The organism is Rhizobium mayense (assembly GCF_030272705.1).
GTDB classification, from domain to species: domain Bacteria; phylum Pseudomonadota; class Alphaproteobacteria; order Rhizobiales; family Rhizobiaceae; genus Rhizobium; species Rhizobium mayense.
In genome coordinates this window covers 29,499-53,642 of record NZ_JARFYM010000013.1, presented here as the reverse complement: position 1 = coordinate 53,642, position 24,144 = coordinate 29,499, and the positions used below count along the sequence as shown (strand labels likewise).

The following is a 24,144-nucleotide window of genomic DNA, read 5'->3' as shown; positions in this document are numbered from 1 at the left end:
TATCGGCGGGCCGGAGCGTTGTCACAAGAAAAGGCCCGCGATCTGCGCGGGCCAGGCAACGATCTAAGCGGGGATATCGTCCCGGAGATCAGAACGGATTCCACGTCGGGCTCGGCGTAACCTTGAGGTAGCCGAGGTTGACGCCGAGGCGGGCGCCGAGGCCGGTGCGGATCGGCACCAGCACGATGTCGTTGTTCTTCAGCACGGTCATGCCCACGCCGGCGACGACGAAGGCCTGGCCGCTGACGCCGCCAAAGCGGGTGTAGACGCTGTTGACGCTCGGCAGATCGTAGACCAGCATCATGACGCGGGTGCCCTGACCGCCGTAATCGAGGCCGAGCGAGGGACCCTGCCAATAAAGCGGGTGCTCGCCGGCATTCTTGGTGTTGAGCTGGCCTTCGCCATAGGTCAGTCCGGCGATGAAGGCACCAGAACCCTCCTGGCCGAGAATATAACCATTCGGCAGGCCATATTGCTGAAAGGCCCGTTCGACCACCTTGGCGAGGCCGCCGCTGGTCGAGCCGAAGAAGGAGTGGCCCGCGTCGACGATTTCCTGCATCGAATATTCGTTGCTGGCCGCAGCCGCTGCCTGACGAACCGGCAACGCGAAGCTTACCAATGCAACGAGGGCTAAGATCAGCCCGAGGCCGACCGTTCTCGTGCCGAGGCTTGGCATTCTCTTCGGGAGTTGATAGCGCATGACAGTTATCCGTTCATCATGGTCGGGACAATGGGGAGCGGATGCGCCGCGCATTCGCAAGAACGCGCCGAATACACCTCGCTCCTCAGTCCAGACCGTTCCGTCCATGTTCCGCACGGCGAATCGCGCACGAAAGGGTCTGGTGGTGATGAATGCATTTTGCGTCGATCATCTTAACAATCGGTTTACCAAATATGGTGTCTTTATGGCGTGCGGTACGCCGCCTGCGGCAATCCTCGGGCAATCTTGCCGTGGCAACGTAGAATCATACTGCGTTCCGCCTTTGTCAGCATTCAGGAGACAATGAATGTCGAAGAATCCGAACCTCGCCTTGACCGGACCTGATCTGGCCGCGCTGCTATGCAGCCGCGTTTGCCATGATGTGATCTCTCCGGTCGGTGCAATCAACAACGGCCTCGAACTGCTCGACGAGGGTGGCGCCGATGCCGATGCGATGGAGCTGATCCGCACCAGCGCCCTCAATGCCTCCGTCCGTCTCAAATTCGCACGTCTTGCCTTCGGCGCATCGGGCTCGGTCGGTGCCTCGATCGATACGGGCGAGGCCGAACGCGCCGCCAAGGATTTCGCTGCCGCCGAAAAGAAGACCGAAGTCAGCTGGATCGGCCCGCGCGCCATCATCGCTAAAAACCGCGTGAAATTGCTACTCAACCTCTTCCTCGTCGCCTATGGCTCGATTCCACGCGGCGGCAATATCGAAGTGACGCTGGAAAATCCCGATCTCGATGCGAAGTTCACGATTACGGCCAAGGGCCGCCTGATGCGCGTGCCGCCAAAATTCGCGGAGATCTGCTCGGGTACGCTGGAAGAGGCAGTCGATGCTCACTCTATCCAGCCCTATTACACGGTGCTTCTGGCCGATGAGAGCGGCATGGAACTTTCCTACAACGCCACGCCGGAAGAGCTGACTTTTATCGCCGCCATGCGCGGCGAATAGGCATTGGTTGCACGAGTTATGACGATGATCCCGCAGCCGGATGTCCTGCTGCGGGATTATCATTACGTGTATCGCTCATCTCTCGCAGTCTTTCGGTTGTCTGCGCAATTAAGAATACATTGGTAACGAATCCTTAGCCTCGTACGCCTATCGTCCCAATTTGAGGTGGTGCCCGATCGATGGCAACCGGGCGCGAAGGAGCTGACAATGCAGCGGTTCATGATTACGGATACGTCGGATGTCGTACGCAAGGTCGGTAAACGAATTCTGTCCGAGCTCGATTTTCTTGTCTGCGAAGCCGGCGATGCCCGCGAGGCGCTGACGCGCTGCCAGGCCGAACTCCCCGATTACCTGATCGTCGACGCCGGCATGGAAGGCGCCCTCGATCTGATCGCCAGCATCCGCGCCATGCCGAACGGCAAGGACGTGAAAATCTATTATTGTGTCGTCGAAGCGGACCTGCGCAAGCTGATGGCTGGCAAACGGGCCGGCGCGACTGATTTCCTGCTGAAGCCCTTCGACCGCAAGATCCTGACCGCCGTCTTCGGCAATCGCGCTGTTGCCGCCTGATCATATTCGCGGACTGCTGAGCGCATGACGGCCGCCTCTCTGGCGGCCTTATTTTTTTTATGTTTGAAATGGAAACACAAAAATCCCGCCTCGAAGGGCGGGATTTTGTCGGGTCGGCGATAAGGGATGGGCGGTTCAGGCGCTCTCGGCGAAATCGTTGCTGTCGGGTTCGCGCAGCACGTAACCACGGCCCCAGACGGTTTCGATATAGTTGGCGCCGCCGGCAGCATTGGCGAGCTTCTTGCGCAGTTTGCAGATGAAGACGTCGATGATCTTCAATTCCGGCTCGTCCATGCCGCCATACAGGTGGTTGAGGAACATTTCCTTGGTGAGTGTGGTGCCCTTGCGGAGCGAAAGCAGCTCCAGCATCTGGTATTCCTTGCCGGTCAGATGCACGCGCTGGCCACCGACTTCGACGGTCTTGGCGTCGAGATTGACGATCAGTTCGCCGGTCAGGATCACCGACTGAGCGTGCCCCTTGGAGCGGCGGACGATAGCGTGAATTCGCGCGACCAGCTCATCCTTGTGGAACGGCTTGGTCATATAGTCGTCGGCGCCGAAGCCGAGACCGCGAACCTTGTCTTCAATACCGGCCATGCCGGAGAGGATGAGGATCGGCGTCTTGACCTTCGAGAGGCGCAGCGTGCGAAGCACTTCGTAGCCGGACATGTCGGGAAGGTTAAGATCGAGCAGAATGATATCGTAGTCGTAGAGCTTTCCGAGATCGACGCCTTCTTCACCGAGATCGGTGGTATAAACGTTGAAACTTTCGGATTTGAGCATCAGTTCGATGCTCTGCGCTGTCGCGCTATCGTCTTCAATAAGTAAAACCCGCATAATTATCCCCTTTACCGCCGCCGAAAGGTCGTCAGCCCCCTTACGCGATACCGATCAAATCACTGCCTGATTTGGAAGCTGCCACGGAATGGTTAACAAATTCTGATTCACTCTGGCAAGACGTATCGAATTTATTAAATAATTTTTCCATTGCACTGTTTTCCAAAGACAATCGGCAAATATCATTCCTAAAGTGTTGCATTAAGAAGACACGCCAAGTGATTCATTCGACTCACCAATGCCGACATTTCGAATTCCGACTGTGACATTTACTGACCCTTAAATGATCGTCCCTATCATTAACGATGCCCGTAAACGAAAGGTTACCAGCGGTAGGTTTTTATTAAGATCGCTGGAAATTTTTTTAACCAAGCCGTTTCAAAGCGGTGCGGCGGGTCAACAAATAGAGAGCCGGGGTCTCGCATCACGGGAGTAATGCGTATGAAGTCACGTGAGAGCCTAACGCGCCTGAAGGAGTTTCAGGTGAACGAAAAACGTCGTCAGCTGCAGCAACTGCAGATGATGATGGCGGAATTCGACCGCATGACGAAGGATCTGGAAAACCAGATCGTGCTGGAAGAGAAAAAGTCCGGCATTTCCGATCCCAACCACTTCGCCTATCCGACCTTTGCCAAGGCCGCACGTCAGCGTGCGGACAACCTGCAGGTGTCGATCCGGGAGTTGCAGGTGCAGGAGGAGGCGCTGGAAACATCGCTGGAAGAAATGCAGGCCGAATACGCCAAAGCCGCAGCGCTCGAAGAGCGCGATGGTTCGGGCCCGGTGAGGGCACGCGCCTGAATTAACCATTCCGTCGCGCTTACTTGAGGCCGCGTAGTCCCGTTCCGAAACCGGAACGATTTTCGGGATTGTGCGAGAAGCGGCGGAACCGGCTCGAGAGCCGTGCATGACTGGCCATGGTGGGTGGCCGGCCATGCACGGCTTTTGGCGTTTTCAAATGGAGATACCAACCATCTCTGGCGGGGTGCCTACATGTTCACCACGTCGCGCCATTCCTCGTGACGCAGGGCCTGCGCCTTGAAAAACGGGCAGAGCGGGATGATCTTCCAACCGCCACGGCGAGCTTCCTCGACGGCGTGAAGGGCAAGAGCTTGGCCCACTCCCTTGCCGCGGAGCGCTTCCGGAACGCCGGTATGATCGATGATGATGAGCGTGGGGGAGGCGCGGGAAAAGGTCATTTCCGCCTCGTGGCCTTCGACGGTTGCGACATAGCGGCCGCCCGACGCATTGTCTTCGTTGCGGATATCCATGATTTTCCTTTTGACTTCCAATGTTTTCGGTTCGACGACGATTAACGATTTGTCTTGGGTCGATGCTAACAAACCTGTTGCCGGTGGCAAGCGGCGGACGCGTGCAGCCTTTCACCGTTCGAAAATCGATTTGGATTCCCGATCTTATGCGCTATGCGGCTGTGATAGCGGCGAAGCAACCAGTAGGGAGGTTTCAGGCACCAATGCGCAATTTGCAAGCCGTGCTTCTGGTTACTGTCCCGTTCCTGCTGGCTTTCGGCCTGGTATTGCCGCTGGTCCGCCTCGAAAAGTTTTATTTCTTTAGCGATACACCGTCTTTGCTCGGGATCATCAGTTCTCTCTGGCAGACCGAGAACTATCTTCTTGCCGCGATCGTCGCGCTGGTCTCGGTGGCGCTGCCGATCCTGAAGACCGTGAGCCTCGCGGTTGAAGCGATGGGGACGCGGAGAAAGAGCGAAGGCGGGTTCTTTTTCGACCATGTCGTGCCGCATTTGGCGCGGTGGTCGATGGCGGATGTTCTGCTGGTGGCAATCGTCATCGCCGCCGCCAAGACCAGCGGGCTCGCCACTGCCTTTACGCAGCCGGGCCTTTGGTTCTATGCGGGCTCCACCATGGTTTCGGGCCTTCTTCATATCCTGTTGAGGAAGGAAAAAGGCCCGAACTGAAGATCATCGAATGTCGCGTCTGGGTGCAGTCGTCAGTGACGATACTGCTGTATGCGGGTCGTCCGGAGGCCGGCGAGGCCATGGGTATTGATGGACGACTGCCAGGAGAGGAATTCTTCTACGGTGAGCGTATAACGCTCGCAAGCTTCTTCCAAGCTCAGCAGACCACCGCGCACGGCCGCGACAACCTCGGCCTTACGACGGATAACCCAGCGGCGCGTATTTGGCGGCGGCAGGTCGGCAATCGTAAGCGGGCTGCCATCGGGGCCGATGACATACTTTACTCGGGGACGTATCATTTCGGTCATTGGACTCTCTACACATACTCAAGACCACGAGAGTCACTCTAACTTGCCACATTTAAAAATTGCCTAAGCGCTTAGTAACACTTTGCTAAGAATTTTAAGGAACGCCGATAGAGGGTGATTTGCCTGTTTCACGGCATCGCCACAAGCCATACAATCCGCTGTTATTGCAGCGGAAAAAGCCGTTTTCATGTGATTTTTTGTCAGTGATAACTTACGCTTTTGAGCCGAAGGTCAGACGCCGACCAAGCTTTTCTTGCCGCCCCAGCAGATGAAATTGGGGTTGGCGAAATCGCAGTCATCGCTCTGATCGGTCTTGCCGTAGGAGAGCGGACGGCCATCGAGAGTGAGCGTCGAGCCACCTGCCGCGCGCAGTATCGCGTCGCCGGCGGCCGTGTCCCACTCCATCGTACGGGTGAAGCGCGGATAGACGTCGGCCTTGCCTTCGGCAAGGAGACAGAATTTCAGCGAAGAGCCGATCGAGGTGCAAGCGGAGACGGCATTGTCCGCCAGGAAACTATCCGTCTTTGGACTGCCGTGGCAGCGGCTTGCAAGCGCCAGCAAATTCTCAGGTCGCGCGCGCACCGCAATGACGGAACGGTCGGCAATGGTGAATTGATCAGTGATGACGAGCTTCCGCGCCTTGCCGGGCTCGCCGGTAAAGGCGATGCTGAGAGCGGGCGCGTAAACGATCCCGGCGACAGGAACGCCGTTCTGAATATAGGCGATGTTGACGGTGAACTCGTCGCGATGCTCTATGAATTCACGTGTGCCGTCGAGCGGATCAACGAGAAAGAAGGGGCGGCCGCCAATATCGGGAACCTTGCCGGCGGCCACCGATTCCTCGGCAATTGCGGGAATGTCCGGAAAGTCGCGCGCCAGATGTTCGAGAATAATGCGCTCGGCGCGCTCGTCGGCGATGGTGACGGGGCTCATGTCCTGCTTCAAGGCGACAGTATAGCCCGCACGGTAGACCTCCAATATGGCCTTACCTGCCTCAAGGGCCGCTTTTTCAAATGTCGCGAGCATTGGCCTCTTCGTCTTTCCCCAACTCGTCAGCGTATCGAGCTTGACGATATATTAGTTAAGAAGCCTCCACTATGAAGTTTAGACCTCGCTCCGATCACGTTTTTAGCGCCTAGCGCTTGCATCGTGACTTCGCAACACAGCTTTGCCTCCATGCGCCGATCTCGACAGTATCCGCGCGTGCCGCGTGTCCTTTGGGATACAGTCCTCCGCCATTGCAGCGCATTCGGGAAAGAACATGTTCTGTTTGCGAAGGTTTTCCGTCCTTTCCAGACTTGTCGTTTTTGTTGCATATGCGAATGTGTGGCCGCGTATAGACCGGGATTCATACATGCGTTATTCGGCATATCAGGTTCTGAAGCAGGCGCTTTCAGGAAACCGTCATTGGCAGTCTGTCTGGCGAACGCCGGAGCCGAAACCGCATTATGATGTGATCATCGTCGGCGGCGGCGGGCATGGACTGGCGACGGCTTATTATCTCGCCAAGGAGTTCGGCATCACCAATGTTGCCGTGTTGGAAAAGAGCTATCTCGGCTCCGGCAACGTCGGCCGTAACACCACGATCATCCGCTCCAATTATCTCCTGCCCGGCAACGAGCCATTCTACGAATTTTCGATGAAGCTTTGGGAAGGGCTGGAGCAGGACTTCAACTACAACGCCATGGTCTCCCAACGCGGCATCATCAATCTCTTTCATTCCGACGGACAGCGCGACGAGTATGCCCGGCGCGGCAACGCCATGCGCATGCACGGCGTCGATGCGGAACTCTTGAGCCGCGAGCAGGTTCGCAAGATGATGCCCTATCTCAATTTCGATCATGCGCGTTTTCCGATCTTCGGTGGGCTGCTTCAGGCGCGTGGCGGCACGGCGCGGCACGATGCTGTCGCCTGGGGTTATGCGCGCGGCGCCGACAGCCGCGGCGTGGATCTCATCCAGCAATGCGAGGTGATCGGCATCCGTCGGGAAGGTGGTGCCGTGACCGGTGTCGAGACCACGCGCGGCTTCATCGGCTGCGATAAGCTGGCGTTGGCGGCCGCAGGCCACACCTCGATCCTCGGCCGCATGGCGGATCTGGAACTGCCGATCGAAACCCACGTTCTGCAGGCGTTCGTCTCCGAAGGGCTGAAGCCGGTGATCGATCACGTCATCACCTACGGCGCCGGCCACTTTTATATATCGCAATCGGACAAGGGCGGCTTGGTCTTCGGCGCCGATATCGATTATTACAGCTCCTACGCCCAGCGCGGCAATCTCGCCACTGTCGAGCATACGATGGAGGAGGGGGTCTCGCTGATTCCCGGCCTGTCGCGAGTCCGCGTGCTGCGTAGCTGGGGCGGCGTGATGGATATGAGCATGGATGGCTCGCCGATCATCGACCGGACGCCGATCGACAATCTCTATCTGAACTGCGGCTGGAACTATGGCGGCTTCAAAGCGACGCCAGCCTCCGGCTTCTGCTTCGCGCACTTGATCGCCAAGGGCGAGAGCCACGATGTCAGCCGCTTCATGCGTCTGGACCGTTTCGCACGCGGTTTTGCGATCGACGAAGGCGGCAAGGGTCCGCAGCCGAATCTGCATTGAGGGCACGAAACCAATGGCAAGCTTGATCACCTGCCCGCATTGCGGCGCGCGCCCGAAAGAAGAATTCACCATTCGAGGCTCCGCATCCGTTGTCCGTCCGGCGCCATCCGCCCCGGATGAAGACTGGCATCGCTATGTCTATGTCCGCGACAACGAGCGCGGGCGCATTCTAGAATATTGGCATCATGCGGCCGGTTGCCGCCGCTGGCTGGTGGTCGACCGCAGCAATGTCACGCACGAGGTCTTCTCCGTCACCGATGCGGCTGGCAAGACGCGGGAGGCTGCGCAATGACAGCCTATCGTCTTTCCTCCGGTGGGCTCGTCAATCGCAGCCGACCGCTGTCGTTCAAGTTCGACGGCAAGGATATGAAGGGGATGGAGGGCGACACACTCGCCGCTGCCCTTCTCGCCAACGACCAATTGCTGGTCGGCCGCAGTTTCAAATATCACCGTCCGCGTGGCATCCTGACGGCGGGCTCCGCCGAACCGAACGCGCTCGTGACGATCGGCAAGGACGGACGCACGGAGCCGAACACCCGAGCCACTGTCGCCGAACTCTATCAGGGCATGAGCGCGGTCAGCCAAAACCGCTGGCCGTCGCTGAAGTATGACTTTGCCTCGATCAACGGCCTGTTTTCGCCCTTCTTCGGTGCAGGCTTCTACTACAAGACCTTCATGTGGCCGGCAGCTTTCTGGGAGAAGGTCTATGAACCGCTGATCCGCCGTGCCGCCGGTCTCGGCAAAGCGGCTATGCAGACCGATCCCGATCGTTATGAGAAGGCCTGGGCACATTGCGATCTGTTGGTGATTGGGTCAGGCCCGGCGGGGCTGATGGCGGCGCTGACCGCGGCGCGCGCCGGACTGCGTGTCATCCTCGCCGACGAAGGATTTCGCCTAGGCGGATCGCTGCTGTCGGAGAGGTTGTCAATCGGCGGCGTTTCGGCAGAGGCCTTTGTGCATGCAGCCCTCGATGAGCTTCAGGGCTTCGGGAATGTCACTTTGATGCCGCGCACCACGGTGTTCGGCTGGTATGACGACAATGTCTTCGGCGCGGTCGAAAAGGTACAGAAGCATGTGGCGATGCCGTCGCCCGATTTGCCGGTCGAGCGTCTGTGGCGCATCGCCGCCAAGCGCGCGATCCTGGCCACCGGCGCGGAAGAGCGGCCCCTGGTTTTCGGCGGCAATGACAAGCCCGGCGTGATGATGGCCGGCGCCATGCGCAGCTATCTCAACCGCTATGGCGTGGTGGCGGGGCAGAAAGTGGCGGTGTTTACCAATGGCGGATCCGGTTATCGCACGGCGCTGGATCTGGCGGCGGAAGGCGTCGAAGTATCGGCCATCGTCGATACCCGCGGCGCTTCCTCCGATGCGGCGCCGAAGGGCGTTCGTATCATTCATGGCGGTACGATACAGGCCACGAAGGGCCGGCATCGTATTCGCGGCGTGATTGCCGATCGCGGCGGCCTGGACGAGCTTATCGGCTGCGATGCGCTTGCCATGTCCGGCGGCTGGTCGCCGGTTATCCACCTCGCCTGTCAGCGCGGCGCAAAGCCCGTTTGGTCGGAAGAGAAACAGGCCTTCATGGCGTCGACGGTAGGCGGCGAACTGGAGATCGCCGGAGCGGCCGGCGGAATCGACAGCGTTTCGGGCTGTTTTGCCGATGGCGCCAGAAAAGCGCGACTGGTCGTCGAAAGCCTCGGGCACACGGCACATGACGCCGAGATGCCGGAGGTCGAAGGCGATTACGCTTCGTCCTTCGCGGCCATTTGGCATGTGCCGGGCGCCAAGGATAAAGCCTTCGTCGACTTCCAGAACGATGTCCACTCCAAGGATCTGGGGCTGGCTCTGCGCGAAGGCTTTGGTCATGCGGAGCACGCCAAGCGTTATACGACAAGCGGCATGGCGACGGATCAGGGCAAGCTCGGCAATGTCAACGCCGCCGGTATCATCGCCGGTATGCGCGGCGTCAGTCCCGCTGCCGTCGGCACGACGACGTTCCGGCCTTTCTACACGCCGGTCTCGTTCGGCGCCCTCGCAGGTACGGCGCGCGACAAGCATGCGCAGCCGGTGCGGGAATCGCCGCTGCATGGCTGGGCGAAGAAAAATGGCGCGACTTTTGTCGAAGCCAGCCTTTGGTATCGCTCGGCCTGGTTTGCGCGCCCTGGCGAGAAGACCTGGCGCGACAGCGTCGACCGCGAGGTGGTGAATGTCCGCAACAATGTCGGGCTTTGCGATGTCTCGACGCTTGGCAAGATAGAAGTGTTCGGCAAGGATGCCGCAGAATTTCTCAACCGGCTCTATTCCAATGCCTTCCTGAAACTGCCGATCGGCAAGGCGCGCTACGGGCTGATGTTGCGCGAGGACGGAATGGTGTTCGATGACGGCACGACTAGCCGCCTTTCGCCGAACCATTTCTTCCTGACCACCACGACCGCCATGGCAGGCGAAGTCATGACCCATATGGAATTCTGCGCCCAAACCCTTTGGCCGCAGCTCGACGTGCGGTTCGTTTCCTCGTCCGATCAATGGGCGCAGATGGCGGTTGCCGGGCCGAAGGCGCGGCTGGTTCTGGAGCAGATTGTCGAAGATGATATCTCCGACGAATTCTTCCCGTTCCTCTCTGCCTCGGAGGTGATGCTGAAGGGCGGGCTGAAGGCCAGACTGTTCCGCATCTCCTTTTCCGGCGAACTGGCCTATGAGCTCGCGGTGCCCGCCGGCCACGGCGAGGCGGTCGCGGACGCGATCATGGCGGCGGGCAAGGCGCATGGTATCTGTGCTTACGGCGTCGAGGCGCTGAATGTGCTCCGCATCGAGAAGGGTCATGTCACCCATAGCGAACTGGACGGCCGCACCACGCCAGACGATGTCGGCCTCGGCCGGATGATGGCGACGCAGAAGCCCGATTTCATCGGCAAGCGGCTCTCGACCCGCTTCGGCCTCACGGCGGCCGATCGCGTCCAGCTTGTCGGGCTGAAGCCGGTCGATGCCACCAAGGAGATCCGCGCGGGCGCTCATCTATTGAAGGAAGGCGCCAAGCCTTCGACACTCAATGACCAGGGCCATGTTTCTTCCGCCTGCTTCTCCCCGGTTCTCGGCCATTTCATCGCATTGGCTTTCCTCAAATCGGGCCGCGAACGGATTGGCGAACATCTGGTGGTCTGGGATGGGCTGCGTGGCGAAGAGGTGGTTGCGGAGGTCTGCAATCCGGTCTTCGTCGATCCTGACAACAAGAAACTTTTGGGGTGAGGATCGATGAGCGTCTCATATCAAAACCGGCATGTGCTGGAAGATCATATTTCCGGCTTCGAGGGTGAGCCAAATCCGAATCATCTTGCCGTGGTCCGTCGCCCCGTCATTTTCTCCGTGCTTGCTCATGCCGGACAGGAAGAATGGACACTGGCGGCGCTGAAGGCGATGTCGGACATTTCGGTGCGTCATGCCGGGCCGGACGAGTGGCTGGCGGTATCGGAAGTGCTGGGGGCCGAAAGCCTGGCGCGCGATCTTGCTATTCTGGACGCCGATCGCGTTTCCTTCGTCGAACAGAGCGATGGCCGGGTGATCTTGCGCATCTCGGGCCCGAGCGTTCGTCGCATCCTGGCGAAATGCGTCGCTGTGGACCTGCATCCGCAAGTCTTCGCCGAGGGACAGTCGGCCAATATGCTGTGCTGCCACGTCAGTGCCAATCTGGCCCGTACCGGTCCCGACCATTTCGAGATCATCGTCCCGCGGTCCTATGCCGGCAGCGTGTTCGAAGAGCTGATGGAGATGGGTCGGGAATTCGCGCTGACGACCGGGTTTGCCGACTAGACGCATAAGCCGGAAAGGGTCCAGGGTGGTTTTGCGAAGGGCTTGTGCGCTGGGAACGGAATGGCGCGATCCGAACAATTGCGATGGCGCAAACAGGCAGATCGGCTTCGCAGATCGGGCTATTTGGCCTTCCGGATAGTCTCTAGGCTGCCCCGCAAATACGGCCGGTTGCACGGGAAAACTCTCGCAGACTTCGCGCCGAACACAGGGGATTTTTAGATGAAAAGCCATGCCAAAGTCGTCGTCATCGGCGGCGGGGTCGTCGGATGTTCGGTGCTTTATCACCTGACGAAATTCGGCTGGACGGATGTCGTGCTGCTCGAACGTTCCGAGCTGACCTCCGGGTCGACCTGGCACGCGGCCGGCGGCATGCACACGATCAACGGCGATCCCAATGTCGCCAAGCTGCAGAAATACACGGTCGAACTCTATAAGGAGATCCAGGACTATTCCGGCCAGGATATCGGGCTGCATATGACATCCGGCCTGATGTTGGCGGCGACGCCGCAGCGTTTCGACTGGCTGAAATCGATCCTCGCCAAGGGCCGCTACAACGGCCTGGAGGCGACGTTGCTGACGCCGAAGGAAGCGCATGAGATGATGCCGCTCCTCGATCCCGACCAATTCGTCGGCGCGCTCTACGATCCCGTCGAAGGTCATCTCGATCCCTATGGCACCACCCATGCCTATGCCCGCTCGGCGAAGAAGAACGGCGCTGAGATCTATCTGCACACCAAGGTGGAAGAGCTGGTGAGCCGCGAGGACGGTTCCTGGCGCGTCATTACCAACCAGGGCGAGATCGTCGCCGAGCATGTCGTCAACGCCGCCGGTCTCTGGGCGCGCGAGGTCGGACGCATGGTCGGGCTGGAGCTGCCGGTGCTCGCCATGGAGCATATGTATCTGATCACCGAGGACATGCCGGAGGTTGCCGACTTCAACAAGGCGACCGGCAAGGAGCTGATGCACTGCGTCGATTTCGACGGAGAGATCTACCTGCGCCAGGAGCGGCAGGGCATGTTGATGGGCACCTACGAAAAGGCCTGCCGTCCCTGGTCGCCGGTGACGACGCCCTGGGATTTCGGCCATGAACTGCTGGCCGAGGACATCGAGCGCATCACGCCGGAGCTCGAAGTCGGCTTCCGGCATTTCCCGGCCTTCAACAAGGCCGGCATCAAGAAGATCATCAACGGCCCTTTCACCTTCTCGCCGGACGGCAATCCGCTGGTCGGGCCTGTGCGGGGGTTGACGAACTACTGGTCGGCCTGCGCCGTCATGGCCGGCTTCAGCCAGGGCGGCGGTGTGGGATTGGCGCTCGCCAACTGGATGATCCACGGCGATCCCGGCTTCGACGTCTTCGCCATGGACGTCTCGCGCTATGGCGACTACGCGACGCTTGCCTATACCAACGCCAAGGTTCGCGAGAACTACGCGCGTCGCTTCTCCATCCGCTATCCCAACGAGGAATTGCCGGCGGCACGGCCGCTGCTGACGACGCCGATCTACGACAAGCTCAAGGCCGCAGGTGGCATATTCGGCGCGTCCTACGGTCTGGAGCAGGCGCTGTGGTTCGCGCCTGCGGGCGAAGTGGATGAGTTCTCGTGGCGGCGCTCCAACGATTTCGATGTGGTCGGCGCAGAAGCCAAGGCGGTGCGTGACAGCGTCGGGCTGATGGAAACCTCCGGCTTTGCCAAATATTCGGTCAAGGGGCCGGGCGCGGAAGCTTTTCTCGACCGGCTGCTTGCCTGCCGTATTCCGCCCGTCGGTCGCATGACGCTGGCGCCGATGCTGAAGCATGACGGAAAGCTGATCGGCGATTTCACGCTCGCCAAATTGGGCGAGGGGGATTTTCTCGTCATTGGCTCCGGCATAGCCGAGGCCTATCATATGCGCTGGTTCGAGAGCCTGCTGCCGAAGGACGGTTCGGTCGATCTGAAGGCGCTCGGCCTGTCACTGCTTGGCCTTTCCGTTGCCGGACCGAATGCGCGCAAACTGGTCGAAAAGCTGACGCATCAGGATGTTTCCGCAGCCGCTTTCCCCTTCATGTCCATTCGTCGGATGGATCTCGGTATGGCGCCCGCCATCGTAGGTCGTGTCTCCTACACCGGTGATCTTGGTTATGAGATCTGGATGAAGCCGGAACACCAGCGCTACCTCTTCGATCTTCTGATGGAGGCGGGCGCCGAATTCGGTATCAGGCTCTTTGGTCTCAGGGCATTGAACGCGCTCCGCCTCGACAAATCCTACGGCAGCTGGGCGCGCGAGTATCGTCCGCTTTACGGGCCGCTGGAGGCCGGGCTCGGCCGGTTCGTCGCGACATCCAAGGCGGCCGATTTTATAGGGAAATCAGCGGCAGCCAAGGAGAAGGCGGAGGGTGGAGCCCTGAGGCTACGCAGCTTCATCGTCGCGGCCAGGGATGCCGATGTCATTGGCGACGAGCCGATCTATCACAACGGTGCTGTCTGCGGCTGGGTGACCTCGGGCGGCTATGCGCACGCCTCCGGGGTCTCGGTCGCCGTTGGTTACGTGCCGAAAGAGATTGCCGACGAAGCGCAGGGATGGTCGATCGAACTGCTCGGCGAAATATTGCCGGCAACGCTGCAGCCGCAGCCGTTGTTCGATGTCGAAGGTGCGCGCATGCGCTCCTGATGATCAAGCTTAGACGGCGAAGAACGGGCTCCACGGGAGCCCGTTTCTGACAAGATGTCTTCAGCCTGGAATATCCGTTCGGGCCATCTTGGCTATTTTTGAGCCAGGAGGTGCCGCTTTTCTGTCTTTTCTGGCCCGATTTGCGCCATTGCACGCCTATTTGAAAAGAATTTGTCAATTCCTCGCCTTTTTAGCTTCACATTTGCTTCGAAAACAGTATGGAATCGGCCTCACGGGTCCTCTCGAAGGAAACCCTAATCAATAAGAGATGCAGTCGACAGACTCTGCATCCAGGGGAAATGACATATGGATTATTTTATCCAGCAGCTCCTTAATGGGCTGACTCTCGGGTCTATTTACGGCCTGATCGCCATTGGCTACACCATGGTTTACGGCATCATCGGCATGATCAATTTTGCCCATGGCGACGTTTTCATGCTCGGCGGCTTCGCCGCTCTCATCACTTACCTGGTTCTCGTATCGCTTTTCGCCGGCCTGCCGGTGGCGATCATGCTGCTGGTCATGCTCATCGTCGCCATGCTGATGACGAGCTTGTGGAATTGGGTGATCGAACGTGTCGCCTATCGGCCGCTGCGCGGTTCGTTTCGCCTGGCGCCGCTGATCACCGCAATCGGCATGTCGATCGTTCTGTCGAACTTCATCCAAGTCGCACAGGGTCCGCGCAACAAGCCGATCCCGACATTGGTGGGTGACGTCTATAATATCGGCGGCGTATCGCTTTCCCTCAAACAGATCATCATCTTCATCGCCACCGTCGTTCTGCTTGCCGCTTTCTGGTACGTGGTCAATAAGACAGCACTTGGTCGCGCCCAGCGCGCCACGGAGCAGGATCGCAAGATGGCGGCGCTGCTCGGCATCAATGTCGACCGCACCATTTCCGTCACCTTCATCATGGGCGCAGCGCTCGCTGCTGTCGCCGGCACGATGTACCTGATGTATTATGGCGTCGCCAACTTCACCGATGGCTTCGTTCCCGGCGTCAAGGCGTTCACTGCGGCCGTTCTCGGCGGCATCGGCTCGCTGCCGGGTGCTGTTCTCGGTGGCCTGATGATCGGCTTCATCGAGTCGTTCTGGTCGGGCAATTTCGCTATCGCGTACAAGGATGTCGCGACCTACGGCATCCTGGCCTACGTGTTGATCTTCAAGCCGACTGGTATTCTCGGACGGCCGGAAGTCGAGAAGGTGTAACGCCATGGCAAGCTCAAACTTCGTTCCAGGCAAGACCGCGCCCGGCCTTGTCCAGAAAGGGATTACCGACGCCTTTTGGACGGCGGTCATCGCATTCGGCATGTTCGTGCTCTATATCGGCCTGAAGACCGATCAGAACATCGACAACAAGCTGATCATCGTTCAGCGCTGGGGCTTGCTGGCGTCCATCGTTGCCATCGCCGCGGCCGGACGGTTCGTCATGACCGTCTTCCTTCAGCCGGCGGTTGCGGCCAGGAAAGCCGCCAAAGCAAAGGCCCCGCCGGTCGAAGCCGAGCAAGGCTTCGTATCGAGGAACTTCAACAAGATCGCTTTGGCGTTCCTGCTCGTCTATCCGCTGCTGGCGCTGGCGCTTTTTGGTCCGCAGGGATCGCTGACCTATGTCGACAATTTCGGCATCCAGATCCTGATCTACGTGATGCTTGCCTGGGGCCTGAACATTGTCGTCGGTCTCGCCGGTCTGCTCGACCTGGGCTATGTCGCCTTCTACGCCGTCGGAGCCTATTCCTACGCGCTGTTGTCGACGCATTTCGGCCTGTCCTTCTGGATCCTGCTGCCGTTGTCGGGCATCTTTGCCGGATTGTGGGGTATGATCCTCGGCTTCCCTGTGTTGCGCCTGCGCGGCGACTATCTGGCGATCGTGACGCTCGCTTTCGGTGAAATCATCCGCATCGTGATCACCAACTGGACGGATGTGACCAAGGGCAGCTTCGGCATTTCCAACATCACCAAGGCGTCGTTGTTCGGTCTCTATACTTTCGATCTCAAGGATCCGCACAACATCATCCGGACCTTTGGCCTGCCGACCTCATCGGCCTGGTACAAGATCTTCCTGTTCTACGTCATCCTGGCGCTCTGCATGCTGACCGCCTATGTGACGATGCGGCTGCGCCGCATGCCTATCGGCCGAGCTTGGGAAGCGCTGCGTGAAGACGAAATCGCCTGCCGGTCGCTCGGCATCAACACAGTGACGACGAAGCTGACCGCTTTTGCCACCGGCGCGATGTTCGGCGGCTTTGCCGGCTCGTTCTTCGCCGCACGGCAAGGCTTCGTCTCTCCGGAATCCTTCGTGTTTCTCGAATCGGCGGTCATTCTGGCCATCGTCGTCCTCGGCGGCATGGGGTCGTTGAAGGGCATCGCATTCGCTGCGATCGCAATGGTCGGCGGCACGGAGCTGCTGCGCGACATGGGATTCCTCAAGTTGATCTTCGGTCCGGATTTTACGCCGGAACTCTACCGCATGCTGATCTTCGGCCTGGCCATGGTCGTGGTGATGATCCTGAAACCGCGCGGTTTCGTTGGAACCCGGGAGCCGACCGCCTTCCTCAAGGAGCGAAAAGCGGTGTCCGGCAGTTTTACCAAGGAGGGCCACGGCTGATGAACGCTGTCACCGCAACCCCTGACGACATCCTGCTCAAGGTCGATCATCTCTCGATGAGATTCGGCGGCCTGATGGCGATCAACGATTTCTCCTTCGAGGCCAAGCGCGGCGATATCACCGCGCTGATCGGTCCGAACGGCGCTGGCAAGACCACGGTCTTCAATTGCATCACCGGCTTCTACAAGCCGACGATGGGGATGATCACGCTCAACCAGAAAAGCGGCAAGCAATTCCTCCTGGAACGGCTGCCGGATTTCCGGATTACGCGCGAAGCCAAGGTGGCGCGCACCTTCCAGAACATCCGTCTATTCTCGGGCCTGACCGTGCTTGAAAACCTGTTGGTGGCCCAGCACAACAAGCTGATGCGCGCGTCCGGCTATACCGTGCTCGGTCTGCTCGGCATCGGCAAATATCGCGCTGAGGCCAAGAACGCCATCGAGCTGGCGCGCTTCTGGCTGGAAAAGGCCAATCTCATCGATCGCGCCGACGATCCGGCCGGCGATCTCCCCTATGGCGCGCAGCGCCGTCTGGAAATCGCCCGCGCCATGTGCACCGGCCCGGAACTCCTATGCCTGGACGAGCCGGCCGCGGGTCTCAATCCTCGCGAGTCGCTGGTGCTCAACGAATTCCTGCGCGGCATTCGCAAGGATGCCGAGACGTCGATCCTTCTGATCGAACACGACATGTCCGTGGTCATGGAAATTTCCGACCACGTCGTCGTGCTCGAATACGGACAGAAGATTGCCGATGGCACGCCCGATGAGGTCAAGAACGATCCAAGAGTGATCGCGGCTTATCTCGGCGTCGAAGATGTAGAAGTGGAAGAGGTGATTGCTGAAGTCGAGCACCTCCAAGAGGGCGAACGCTGATGACGGGGCAACCGCTTCTGAAAGTTGAGGGTGTCGAAACCTATTACGGCAATATCCGCGCACTCGCCGGCGTCAATGTCGAAGTCAACAGCGGTGAAATCGTCAGCCTGATCGGCGCCAACGGCGCCGGCAAGTCGACGTTGATGATGACCATCTGCGGCAGTCCGCAGGCCCGCAACGGATCGGTGATCTTCGACGGCCGCGACATTACCCACATGCCGACGCATGAGATTGCCCGGCTGCGTATTGCGCAGTCGCCCGAGGGGCGGCGCATCTTCCCGCGCATGACGGTCTATGAAAACCTGCAGATGGGTGCAAGCCTCGACAAACTCAAACATTTCAATGAGGACGTCGAAAAGATCTTCACCCTGTTTCCGCGCTTGAAGGAGCGTCAATCACAGCGCGGCGGTACGCTGTCGGGTGGCGAGCAGCAGATGCTGTCGATCGGCCGTGCGCTGATGGCGCGCCCGAAGCTGCTCCTGCTCGACGAGCCTTCGCTCGGCCTTGCGCCGCTGATCGTTAGGGGCATTTTCGAGGCCATCAAGGTTTTGAACAAGACCCAGGGGCTCACCGTCTTCCTGGTCGAGCAAAACGCCTTTGCTGCGCTCAAGCTCTCCGACCGCGCCTATGTGATGGTCAACGGCCGGGTGACGATGAGCGGCTCCGGCCAGGAACTGCTCGCCAATCCGGAAGTGCGTTCCGCCTATCTCGAAGGCGGCCACCATTGAGCCCCGTTCTGCGGAGAATTTGATATGCAGGGACTTTTCTTCGAAAGCGATAGCGGCGGACGCCTGGTCATTCGTGTGGTTATCGTTCTCCTGGGCTTCTGGACCGCATGGCGTGCCGGCCGCGCCGTGGCGAGTAACTGGAACTCCTATCCGCTGGCGGTCATCTACACACTTCTGGTCGGTCTGGGGCTGCAATTCCTGCACCACGCGCTGTTCAACGGCCCGGTGTTCGACCTCTACAACTATATCCTCGACGTGGTTCTACTCCTCATCTTCTCCACGGCCGGATACCGCTATCGCCGCACGGACCAGATGGTGAATAACTACTATTGGCTCTACGAAAAGACCTCACCCTTTTCATGGAAGAAGAAGAATTGACAGTGCGTTGAAACTAGGCACAGTCTGCATTCAAAGTCGGAGACGGTCCCATCTGAAAAGTGCTTGAACTACTTCTTGGGATCATCTCTTCCAGACTTCGGAATACAAGCTTACCGGCGCGATCATTGGTGGGTATTGCGCAGGGCAAATCAAACGGAACCCGCTAAAAAAACTGGGAGTAACAATATGAAGAAGTATCTTCTGTCGGCCGTGGCTCTGTCGGCAATGATCGCATTCAGCGGCGTTGCGAAGGCTGACATCATCATTGGCGTTGCAGGCCCGCTGACGGGTGCAAATGCTGCGTTTGGCGCGCAGCTCCAGAAGGGCGCTGAACAAGCTGTTGCCGACATCAACGCGGCTGGCGGCATCAACGGCGAAAAGATCAAGCTCGAACTCGGCGACGACGTTTCCGACGCCAAGCAGGGCGTTTCGGTTGCCAACAAGTTCGTTGCTGACGGCGTGAAGTTCGTTGTCGGCCACTTCAACTCGGGCGTTTCCATCCCGGCCTCGGAAGTCTACGCCGAAAACGGCATTCTCCAGATCACCCCGGCTTCCACCAACCCGGTGTTCACCGAGCGTGGCCTGTGGAACACCTTCCGTACCTGCGGTCGTGACGACCAGCAGGGTGCAGTCGCCGGCAAATACATCGCCGACAACTTCAAGGGTGCCAAGGTTGGCATCGTTCATGACAAGACCCCCTATGGCCAGGGCCTTGCCGACGAAACCAAGAAGAACCTCAACGCCGATGGCGTGAAGGAAGTTCTCTATGAAGGCATCACCCCCGGCGACAAGGACTACTCGGCGCTTATCGCCAAGATGAAGAACGCTGGTGTCGACTTTGTTTACTACGGAGGTCTGCACACCGAAGCCGGCCTGATCATGCGTCAGATGGCCGACCAGGGCGTCAAGGCTCACTTCATGTCCGGTGACGGTATCGTCTCGAACGAACTGGCTTCGATCGCGGGCGATGCCGTTGACGGCACGCTGATGACCTTCTCGCCGGATCCGCGCAAGAACCCGGCTTCCAAGGATCTGGTCGCCAAGTTCCGTGCTGCCGGCTACGAGCCGGAAGGCTACACCCTCTATTCGTATGCCGCCATGCAGGTCATCGCCGACGCCGCTAAGGCTGCCGGTTCCAACGACCCGATGGCTGTTGCCGACGCGATGAAGGCAAAGGGTCCGTTCAAGACCGCCATCGGTCAACTCGGCTTCAACGAAAAGGGCGACATCACTCGTCCGGACTACGTGATGTACAAGTGGTCCAAGGGTTCGGACGGCAAGTACAACTACGCCGAAATCGAAAAGTAATGTGCCACGCCGGTTTTCCGGCATTCGATCTGCGAAGCCCGGTCAATGACCGGGCTTCTTTCTGTTCAGGCCGTTGTGAACGGCATTTCCTTCGCGGCGTTCGTGCTTTAAGTCTGAGCCCATCTTGGCAGGAGGACGATGCAGCATGAGCAGACCCCGTATTCTCGTCACCCGGCGCTGGCCGGCCGCAGTGGAGGCCGTGCTTTCCGAGCGCTTCGACTCGACGTTCAATTCGGATGATACCGCGCTCGATGCCGCGCAGTTGCGCGAAGCCTTGCTGGCCTATGATGCGGTGTTGCCGACCGTTTCCGACAAGCTGCCGGCCGCGCTTCTCGAGGGCGATGCCATCAGGACAAAAATCCTTGGCAATTTTGGCGTGGGCTTCAATCATATCGACGTCGCTTGCGCCAAGGCCAAGGGCATAGTCGTCACGAATACGCCGGGCGTGCTGACCGACTGCACCGCTGACATCGCCATGTTGCTGCTTTTGTCCGTGGCGCGCCGCGGCGGGGAAGGGGAGCGCGAGCTGCGTGCTGGTGCATGGAGCGGTTGGCGGCCGACGCATATGATCGGCACGAAGGTTACCGGCAAAACCGTCGGCATCGTCGGTTTCGGCCGCATTGGCAGAGCATTCGCGCAGCGCTGTCATTTCGGCTTCGGCATGGATGTCGTCTTCTACAATCGCTCTGCTATCGATCCGATGGAGGCGACCCGCTACGGCGCGGTGCAGCTGCCGACGATCGAGGATGTGCTCGCGGTCTCCGATTTCGTCTCGCTGCATTGCCCTGGCGGCGCGGAGAACCGTCATCTGATGAATGCTGCCCGCTTCGCCGCTATAAAGCCCGGCGCCTTCCTGATCAACACCGCCCGCGGCGATGTCGTCGATGAGGCGGCACTAATTTCTGCGCTGGAGCAAGGCACGATCCGCGGCGCTGGCCTCGATGTCTACGAAGCGGAGCCAAATGTGCCGGAGAAGCTGAAGACCATGGAAAATGTCGTGCTGCTGCCGCATCTCGGCAGTGCGACCGAAGAGACGCGCACGGCGATGGGGATGAAGGTGGCCGACAATATCACTGCATTTTTCGATGGGCGCGAGCCGCCGGATCGGGTGGTCTAGTTTCCTTCTCCCCCGCAATCCGGGAGAAAGTGCCGCACTTTTCATCATCTGACGAAAAATGCATCGACGCCCACTACAGCTGGCCGGCGTTCCCGGCGGCTGCATAAGGCACAGGAATTGCTTGCCTTTATTCCTTGACGGGCTTCAATGACCTGCGCGACATAATGTGACGAGCGGAGCGGCGGGATGGCGATGGTGGCGGCGGCGAGCACGAGACCTCAGAGGGCGCGCGGGCGCGGCCATCTGGCGGCCAAAACTCTTGATGGGCGCACCCGCCTTGCCGAGCTTTTCCAGGAAGGTGCAGCGAAGATCCGCCTGCCCGACACGTTCGATAGTTCAATGGAAGCCGTCATCATCAACACCGCCGGCGGGCTGACCGGCGGCGACCGGATGGATTGGAGCATCGTCGCAGGGCCGGATACGCGCATCGACGCGACCACTCAGGCCTGTGAGAAGATCTACAAGGCATCCGCCGGTACCGCCGAAGTAACTACTTCCATCAAGGTCGATAGCGGCGCGCGGGTCGATTGGTTGCCGCAGGAAACCATTCTGTTTGACCGCGCTTCGCTGTCGCGCAGGCTTGATGTCGATCTCGATGAGACCGCCGAATTTCTGGCCGTCGAGACAGTCCTCTTGGGCCGCAAGGCCATGGGCGAAGCGATGGCGCTAGGATTGTTCCGCGACCGCTGGCGCATCCGTCGCGCTGAGCGGTTGATCCATGCCGAAGAGCTAAGGTTCGATGGCGATGTCGGAGCGTTGACGGGCGAGCATGCCGTTCTGAGCGGACAGGTCGCTTTCGCGACTCTGCTCTATGCCGGGCCGCTGGCGGAGACCTATCTCGACAGAGTGCGGCCCCTTATTGGGGAGCACATGGGCGGCGTCAGCCAATGGCGCGGCAAGCTGGTGTTACGGCTAGCGGCACCTGACGGCTTCGCGCTCAGAAAAATCCTCATCCCAGTCATTTCCGCCTTGCGCAACGGGATGCCTGTGCCGAAAGTCTGGAATCTGTAGTTCGAGCAAATAGCAATTACATAGGTAGGCGATGAACCTCACTCCGAGAGAAAAAGACAAGCTGTTGATTTCCATGGCGGCAATGGTTGCGCGGCGGCGACTGGAGCGCGGCGTCAAGCTCAACCATCCGGAAGCCATCGCGCTGATCACCGATTTCGTCGTCGAAGGCGCCCGCGACGGCCGCCCGGTCGCCGAACTGATGGAAGCCGGCGCCCATGTCATCACCCGCGACCAGGTGATGGAGGGGATCGCCGAGATGATCCACGACGTGCAGGTCGAGGCGACGTTTCCGGATGGAACGAAGCTCGTGACCGTGCATGAGCCGATCCGCTGAACGACAGGCAGGGGAAAAGACCATGATCCCAGGTGAAATTCTGGCCGCGAGCGGCGACATCGAACTGAACGCGGGCGCGCCGACGGTAACGCTGGACGTCTCCAATACCGGCGACCGGCCAGTGCAGGTCGGCAGCCACTATCATTTTGCCGAGACGAATGGCGGTCTCGCCTTTGACCGCGACAAGGCGAAGGGCATGCGTCTCGATATCCCCGCGGGAACCGCAGTGCGTTTCGAGCCGGGCCAGACCCGGTCGGTGACACTGATCCCGCTCTCCGGCAAGCGCGAAGTCTACGGCTTCCGCCAGCAGATCATGGGCAAACTCTGACGCTTACAGGGAGAGACGGCATGTCTTTGAAGGTGCTTGCGTACAGCGCGTTTGTCGCGACCGTTTTGATGTGCGGCTCGGCCTATGCGCAAAATGATGCGGACCAGCCGAAGGTGGATTGCAATAAGGCAGAGACGCAGATGGATATGAATATCTGCGCGCAGCGCGACTACGACAAGGCCGATAAGGCTTTGAACGAGCAATATAAGAAGACACGCGCGGCCATGGTCGCCACCGATGCCGATCTCGAAGCCGACCAGAAGGGCGCCGAAAAGGCGTTGATCAAGGCACAACGCGCCTGGGTCGATTATCGCGATGGCCAATGCGACGCGGAAGGGTTCGAAGCGCGGGGCGGGTCGATGGAGCCGATGCTTGTATCCGGATGTAAGGCGACATTGACCAAGCAACGGACCAAAGAGCTGAAGACGCTGGCCGACGGGCCGGAGGGTGCACAGTGAGTGCAAAACGCAGGATCATGATCGTCGGCAATGGCGAGATCGCGGAAGGGGCGGCGAAGGAGATCGACGCCGCTGACCTGGTCGTGCGTTTCAACGATTGCCGCTCCATCCAGACAGGCGGCAGCCGCACCGATATCGTTGCGGTCTGCAATACCGGCCGGCCGGCGCGCGCGATGCTCGGTTCTGCCGAATGGCGCAACAGCCCGCCGATCGCGGCCGCATCGGAAATCTGGAGCGTGCGCGACCCCGGCAAGTTCGCCGCACTACGCGCTCCGCTGTCGCAATCGCATCCGGAACTTAACGATTTCTGCGACGATTACACCGATCAATTCACCGCCTTCTGCAAGGCCACCGGCAAGCGCCATGTGGTCATCGATCAGTCTGTTCACGAGAGTGTCGACGAGGCTCTCAGGCCGCATGAACCCGGCCTTTATGTCGTGCCGAGCAGCGGCATGATCGTGATCGCCGATTTGCTTTTGCGTTACCCCAACGACGACATCGCCATCACCGGCTTCAGCCATACCGGCTGGGACGGCCACCCGTTTGCGGCGGAGAAGCGCTTGGTCGATCTTTATGTTTCTCTTGGTCGCCTGCGGCGCATCGCCGGCAAGACTTCCATCGTTCCCTCCCAAGGAGCCTGATTT

General features: G+C 59.5%; 26 protein-coding genes. 21 read left to right on the top strand and 5 right to left on the bottom strand.

Translation table 11 applies throughout. The annotated features are described in order from the left end of the window. Positions 1 to 88 precede the first annotated feature (88 nt). Entirely contained in the window at positions 89 to 700 is a 612-nt protein-coding gene (locus PY649_RS17370; protein WP_285869828.1) for a DUF1134 domain-containing protein, read from the bottom strand. Between the two features lie 307 nt (positions 701 to 1,007). On the opposite strand from PY649_RS17370, the gene chpT reads away from it, so the two are divergent. Both chpT and PY649_RS17360 read left to right on the top strand, forming a co-directional pair. Beyond that, positions 1,008 to 1,655, top strand: coding sequence for a histidine phosphotransferase ChpT (chpT, locus tag PY649_RS17365; RefSeq protein ID WP_285869827.1), 648 nt, complete (start codon positions 1,008 to 1,010; stop codon positions 1,653 to 1,655). Between the two features lie 207 nt (positions 1,656 to 1,862). Continuing rightward, positions 1,863 to 2,225, top strand: coding sequence for a response regulator (locus PY649_RS17360; RefSeq protein ID WP_285869826.1), 363 nt, complete (start codon positions 1,863 to 1,865; stop codon positions 2,223 to 2,225). 135 nt (positions 2,226 to 2,360) lie between these two features. On the opposite strand, the gene ctrA is transcribed toward PY649_RS17360, so the two are convergent. Continuing rightward, entirely contained in the window at positions 2,361 to 3,062 is a 702-nt protein-coding gene (ctrA, locus tag PY649_RS17355) for a response regulator transcription factor CtrA (protein ID WP_285869825.1), read from the bottom strand. 441 nt (positions 3,063 to 3,503) lie between these two features. On the opposite strand from ctrA, the gene PY649_RS17350 reads away from it, so the two are divergent. Next, a complete protein-coding gene (locus PY649_RS17350) occupies positions 3,504 to 3,860 on the top strand; it encodes a flagellar export protein FliJ (RefSeq protein WP_285869824.1) in 357 nt (118 codons plus the stop codon). A 188-nt stretch (positions 3,861 to 4,048) separates the two neighbouring features. Here PY649_RS17350 and PY649_RS17345 read toward each other — a convergent pair whose 3' ends face one another. Then, entirely contained in the window at positions 4,049 to 4,330 is a 282-nt protein-coding gene (locus PY649_RS17345) for a GNAT family N-acetyltransferase (RefSeq protein WP_285869823.1), read from the bottom strand. Positions 4,331 to 4,533: 203 nt separating this feature from the next. Here PY649_RS17345 and PY649_RS17340 point away from each other — a divergent pair, with 203 nt between their 5' ends. Beyond that, a complete protein-coding gene (locus tag PY649_RS17340) occupies positions 4,534 to 4,995 on the top strand; it encodes a paraquat-inducible protein A (protein WP_285869935.1) in 462 nt (153 codons plus the stop codon). A 32-nt stretch (positions 4,996 to 5,027) separates the two neighbouring features. Here the strand turns inward: PY649_RS17340 and sciP are convergent, their stop codons facing one another. Together sciP and cysQ are read right to left on the bottom strand one after the other, a co-directional pair. Further along, positions 5,028 to 5,303, bottom strand: coding sequence for a CtrA inhibitor SciP (gene sciP, locus PY649_RS17335; protein WP_004107124.1), 276 nt, complete (start codon positions 5,301 to 5,303; stop codon positions 5,028 to 5,030). A gap of 231 nt (positions 5,304 to 5,534) precedes the next feature. Beyond that, positions 5,535 to 6,329 (bottom strand): 3'(2'),5'-bisphosphate nucleotidase CysQ, encoded by a 795-nt coding sequence (gene cysQ / locus PY649_RS17330; protein WP_285869822.1) that lies wholly within the window; start codon positions 6,327 to 6,329, stop codon positions 5,535 to 5,537. A 328-nt stretch (positions 6,330 to 6,657) separates the two neighbouring features. Here cysQ and PY649_RS17325 point away from each other — a divergent pair, with 328 nt between their 5' ends. From PY649_RS17325 to PY649_RS17245, 17 genes are all read left to right on the top strand, one after another. Continuing rightward, positions 6,658 to 7,908 carry a sarcosine oxidase subunit beta family protein gene (locus PY649_RS17325; protein WP_285869821.1) on the top strand — a complete coding sequence of 417 codons (1,251 nt, stop codon included), beginning with the start codon at positions 6,658 to 6,660 and terminating at the stop codon, positions 7,906 to 7,908. 13 nt (positions 7,909 to 7,921) lie between these two features. Beyond that, the gene (locus PY649_RS17320) at positions 7,922 to 8,200 is read left to right on the top strand and encodes a sarcosine oxidase subunit delta (RefSeq protein ID WP_285869820.1); all 279 of its coding nucleotides are present in this window, start codon (positions 7,922 to 7,924) and stop codon (positions 8,198 to 8,200) included. Then, complete coding sequence (locus PY649_RS17315) at positions 8,197 to 11,154, top strand: sarcosine oxidase subunit alpha family protein (protein WP_285869819.1); 2,958 nt, start codon at positions 8,197 to 8,199, stop codon at positions 11,152 to 11,154. The genes PY649_RS17320 and PY649_RS17315 overlap by 4 nt, the downstream gene beginning before the upstream one ends. A 6-nt stretch (positions 11,155 to 11,160) precedes the next feature. Next, entirely contained in the window at positions 11,161 to 11,715 is a 555-nt protein-coding gene (locus PY649_RS17310; RefSeq protein ID WP_285869818.1) for a sarcosine oxidase subunit gamma, read from the top strand. A 219-nt stretch (positions 11,716 to 11,934) separates the two neighbouring features. Further along, the gene (locus tag PY649_RS17305; protein ID WP_285869817.1) at positions 11,935 to 14,361 is read left to right on the top strand and encodes a GcvT family protein; all 2,427 of its coding nucleotides are present in this window, start codon (positions 11,935 to 11,937) and stop codon (positions 14,359 to 14,361) included. Positions 14,362 to 14,667: 306 nt separating this feature from the next. After that, positions 14,668 to 15,570: a branched-chain amino acid ABC transporter permease gene (locus PY649_RS17300; protein WP_285869816.1), complete on the top strand. Its 903-nt coding sequence runs from the start codon at positions 14,668 to 14,670 to the stop codon at positions 15,568 to 15,570. A gap of 4 nt (positions 15,571 to 15,574) precedes the next feature. Beyond that, entirely contained in the window at positions 15,575 to 16,966 is a 1,392-nt protein-coding gene (gene livM, locus PY649_RS17295; protein WP_285869815.1) for a high-affinity branched-chain amino acid ABC transporter permease LivM, read from the top strand. Beyond that, positions 16,966 to 17,838, top strand: coding sequence for an ABC transporter ATP-binding protein (locus PY649_RS17290; RefSeq protein WP_285869814.1), 873 nt, complete (start codon positions 16,966 to 16,968; stop codon positions 17,836 to 17,838). Before livM ends, PY649_RS17290 begins: the two co-directional genes overlap by 1 nt. Then, positions 17,838 to 18,566, top strand: a complete 729-nt coding sequence (locus tag PY649_RS17285; protein WP_285869813.1) for an ABC transporter ATP-binding protein — start codon at positions 17,838 to 17,840, stop codon at positions 18,564 to 18,566. Before PY649_RS17290 ends, PY649_RS17285 begins: the two co-directional genes overlap by 1 nt. Before the next feature lie 24 nt (positions 18,567 to 18,590). Continuing rightward, positions 18,591 to 18,944 carry a DUF6867 family protein gene (locus PY649_RS17280; RefSeq protein ID WP_285869812.1) on the top strand — a complete coding sequence of 118 codons (354 nt, stop codon included), beginning with the start codon at positions 18,591 to 18,593 and terminating at the stop codon, positions 18,942 to 18,944. A gap of 186 nt (positions 18,945 to 19,130) precedes the next feature. Continuing rightward, complete coding sequence (locus tag PY649_RS17275; protein WP_285869811.1) at positions 19,131 to 20,252, top strand: branched-chain amino acid ABC transporter substrate-binding protein; 1,122 nt, start codon at positions 19,131 to 19,133, stop codon at positions 20,250 to 20,252. A 145-nt stretch (positions 20,253 to 20,397) separates the two neighbouring features. Next, a complete protein-coding gene (locus PY649_RS17270) occupies positions 20,398 to 21,369 on the top strand; it encodes a 2-hydroxyacid dehydrogenase (protein WP_285869810.1) in 972 nt (323 codons plus the stop codon). Positions 21,370 to 21,561: 192 nt separating this feature from the next. Beyond that, positions 21,562 to 22,380: an urease accessory protein UreD gene (locus tag PY649_RS17265; protein WP_285869934.1), complete on the top strand. Its 819-nt coding sequence runs from the start codon at positions 21,562 to 21,564 to the stop codon at positions 22,378 to 22,380. Positions 22,381 to 22,411: 31 nt separating this feature from the next. Continuing rightward, a complete protein-coding gene (locus tag PY649_RS17260) occupies positions 22,412 to 22,714 on the top strand; it encodes an urease subunit gamma (RefSeq protein WP_034503828.1) in 303 nt (100 codons plus the stop codon). Positions 22,715 to 22,736: 22 nt separating this feature from the next. Then, on the top strand, positions 22,737 to 23,042 hold the full coding sequence (locus tag PY649_RS17255; RefSeq protein WP_285869809.1) for an urease subunit beta: 306 nt from the start codon (positions 22,737 to 22,739) through the stop codon (positions 23,040 to 23,042). Between the two features lie 20 nt (positions 23,043 to 23,062). Further along, positions 23,063 to 23,500: a lysozyme inhibitor LprI family protein gene (locus PY649_RS17250; protein WP_432761370.1), complete on the top strand. Its 438-nt coding sequence runs from the start codon at positions 23,063 to 23,065 to the stop codon at positions 23,498 to 23,500. 17 nt (positions 23,501 to 23,517) lie between these two features. After that, positions 23,518 to 24,141 (top strand): Urease operon accessory protein, encoded by a 624-nt coding sequence (locus PY649_RS17245; protein WP_285869932.1) that lies wholly within the window; start codon positions 23,518 to 23,520, stop codon positions 24,139 to 24,141. The last annotated feature ends 3 nt before the right edge of the window (positions 24,142 to 24,144 follow it).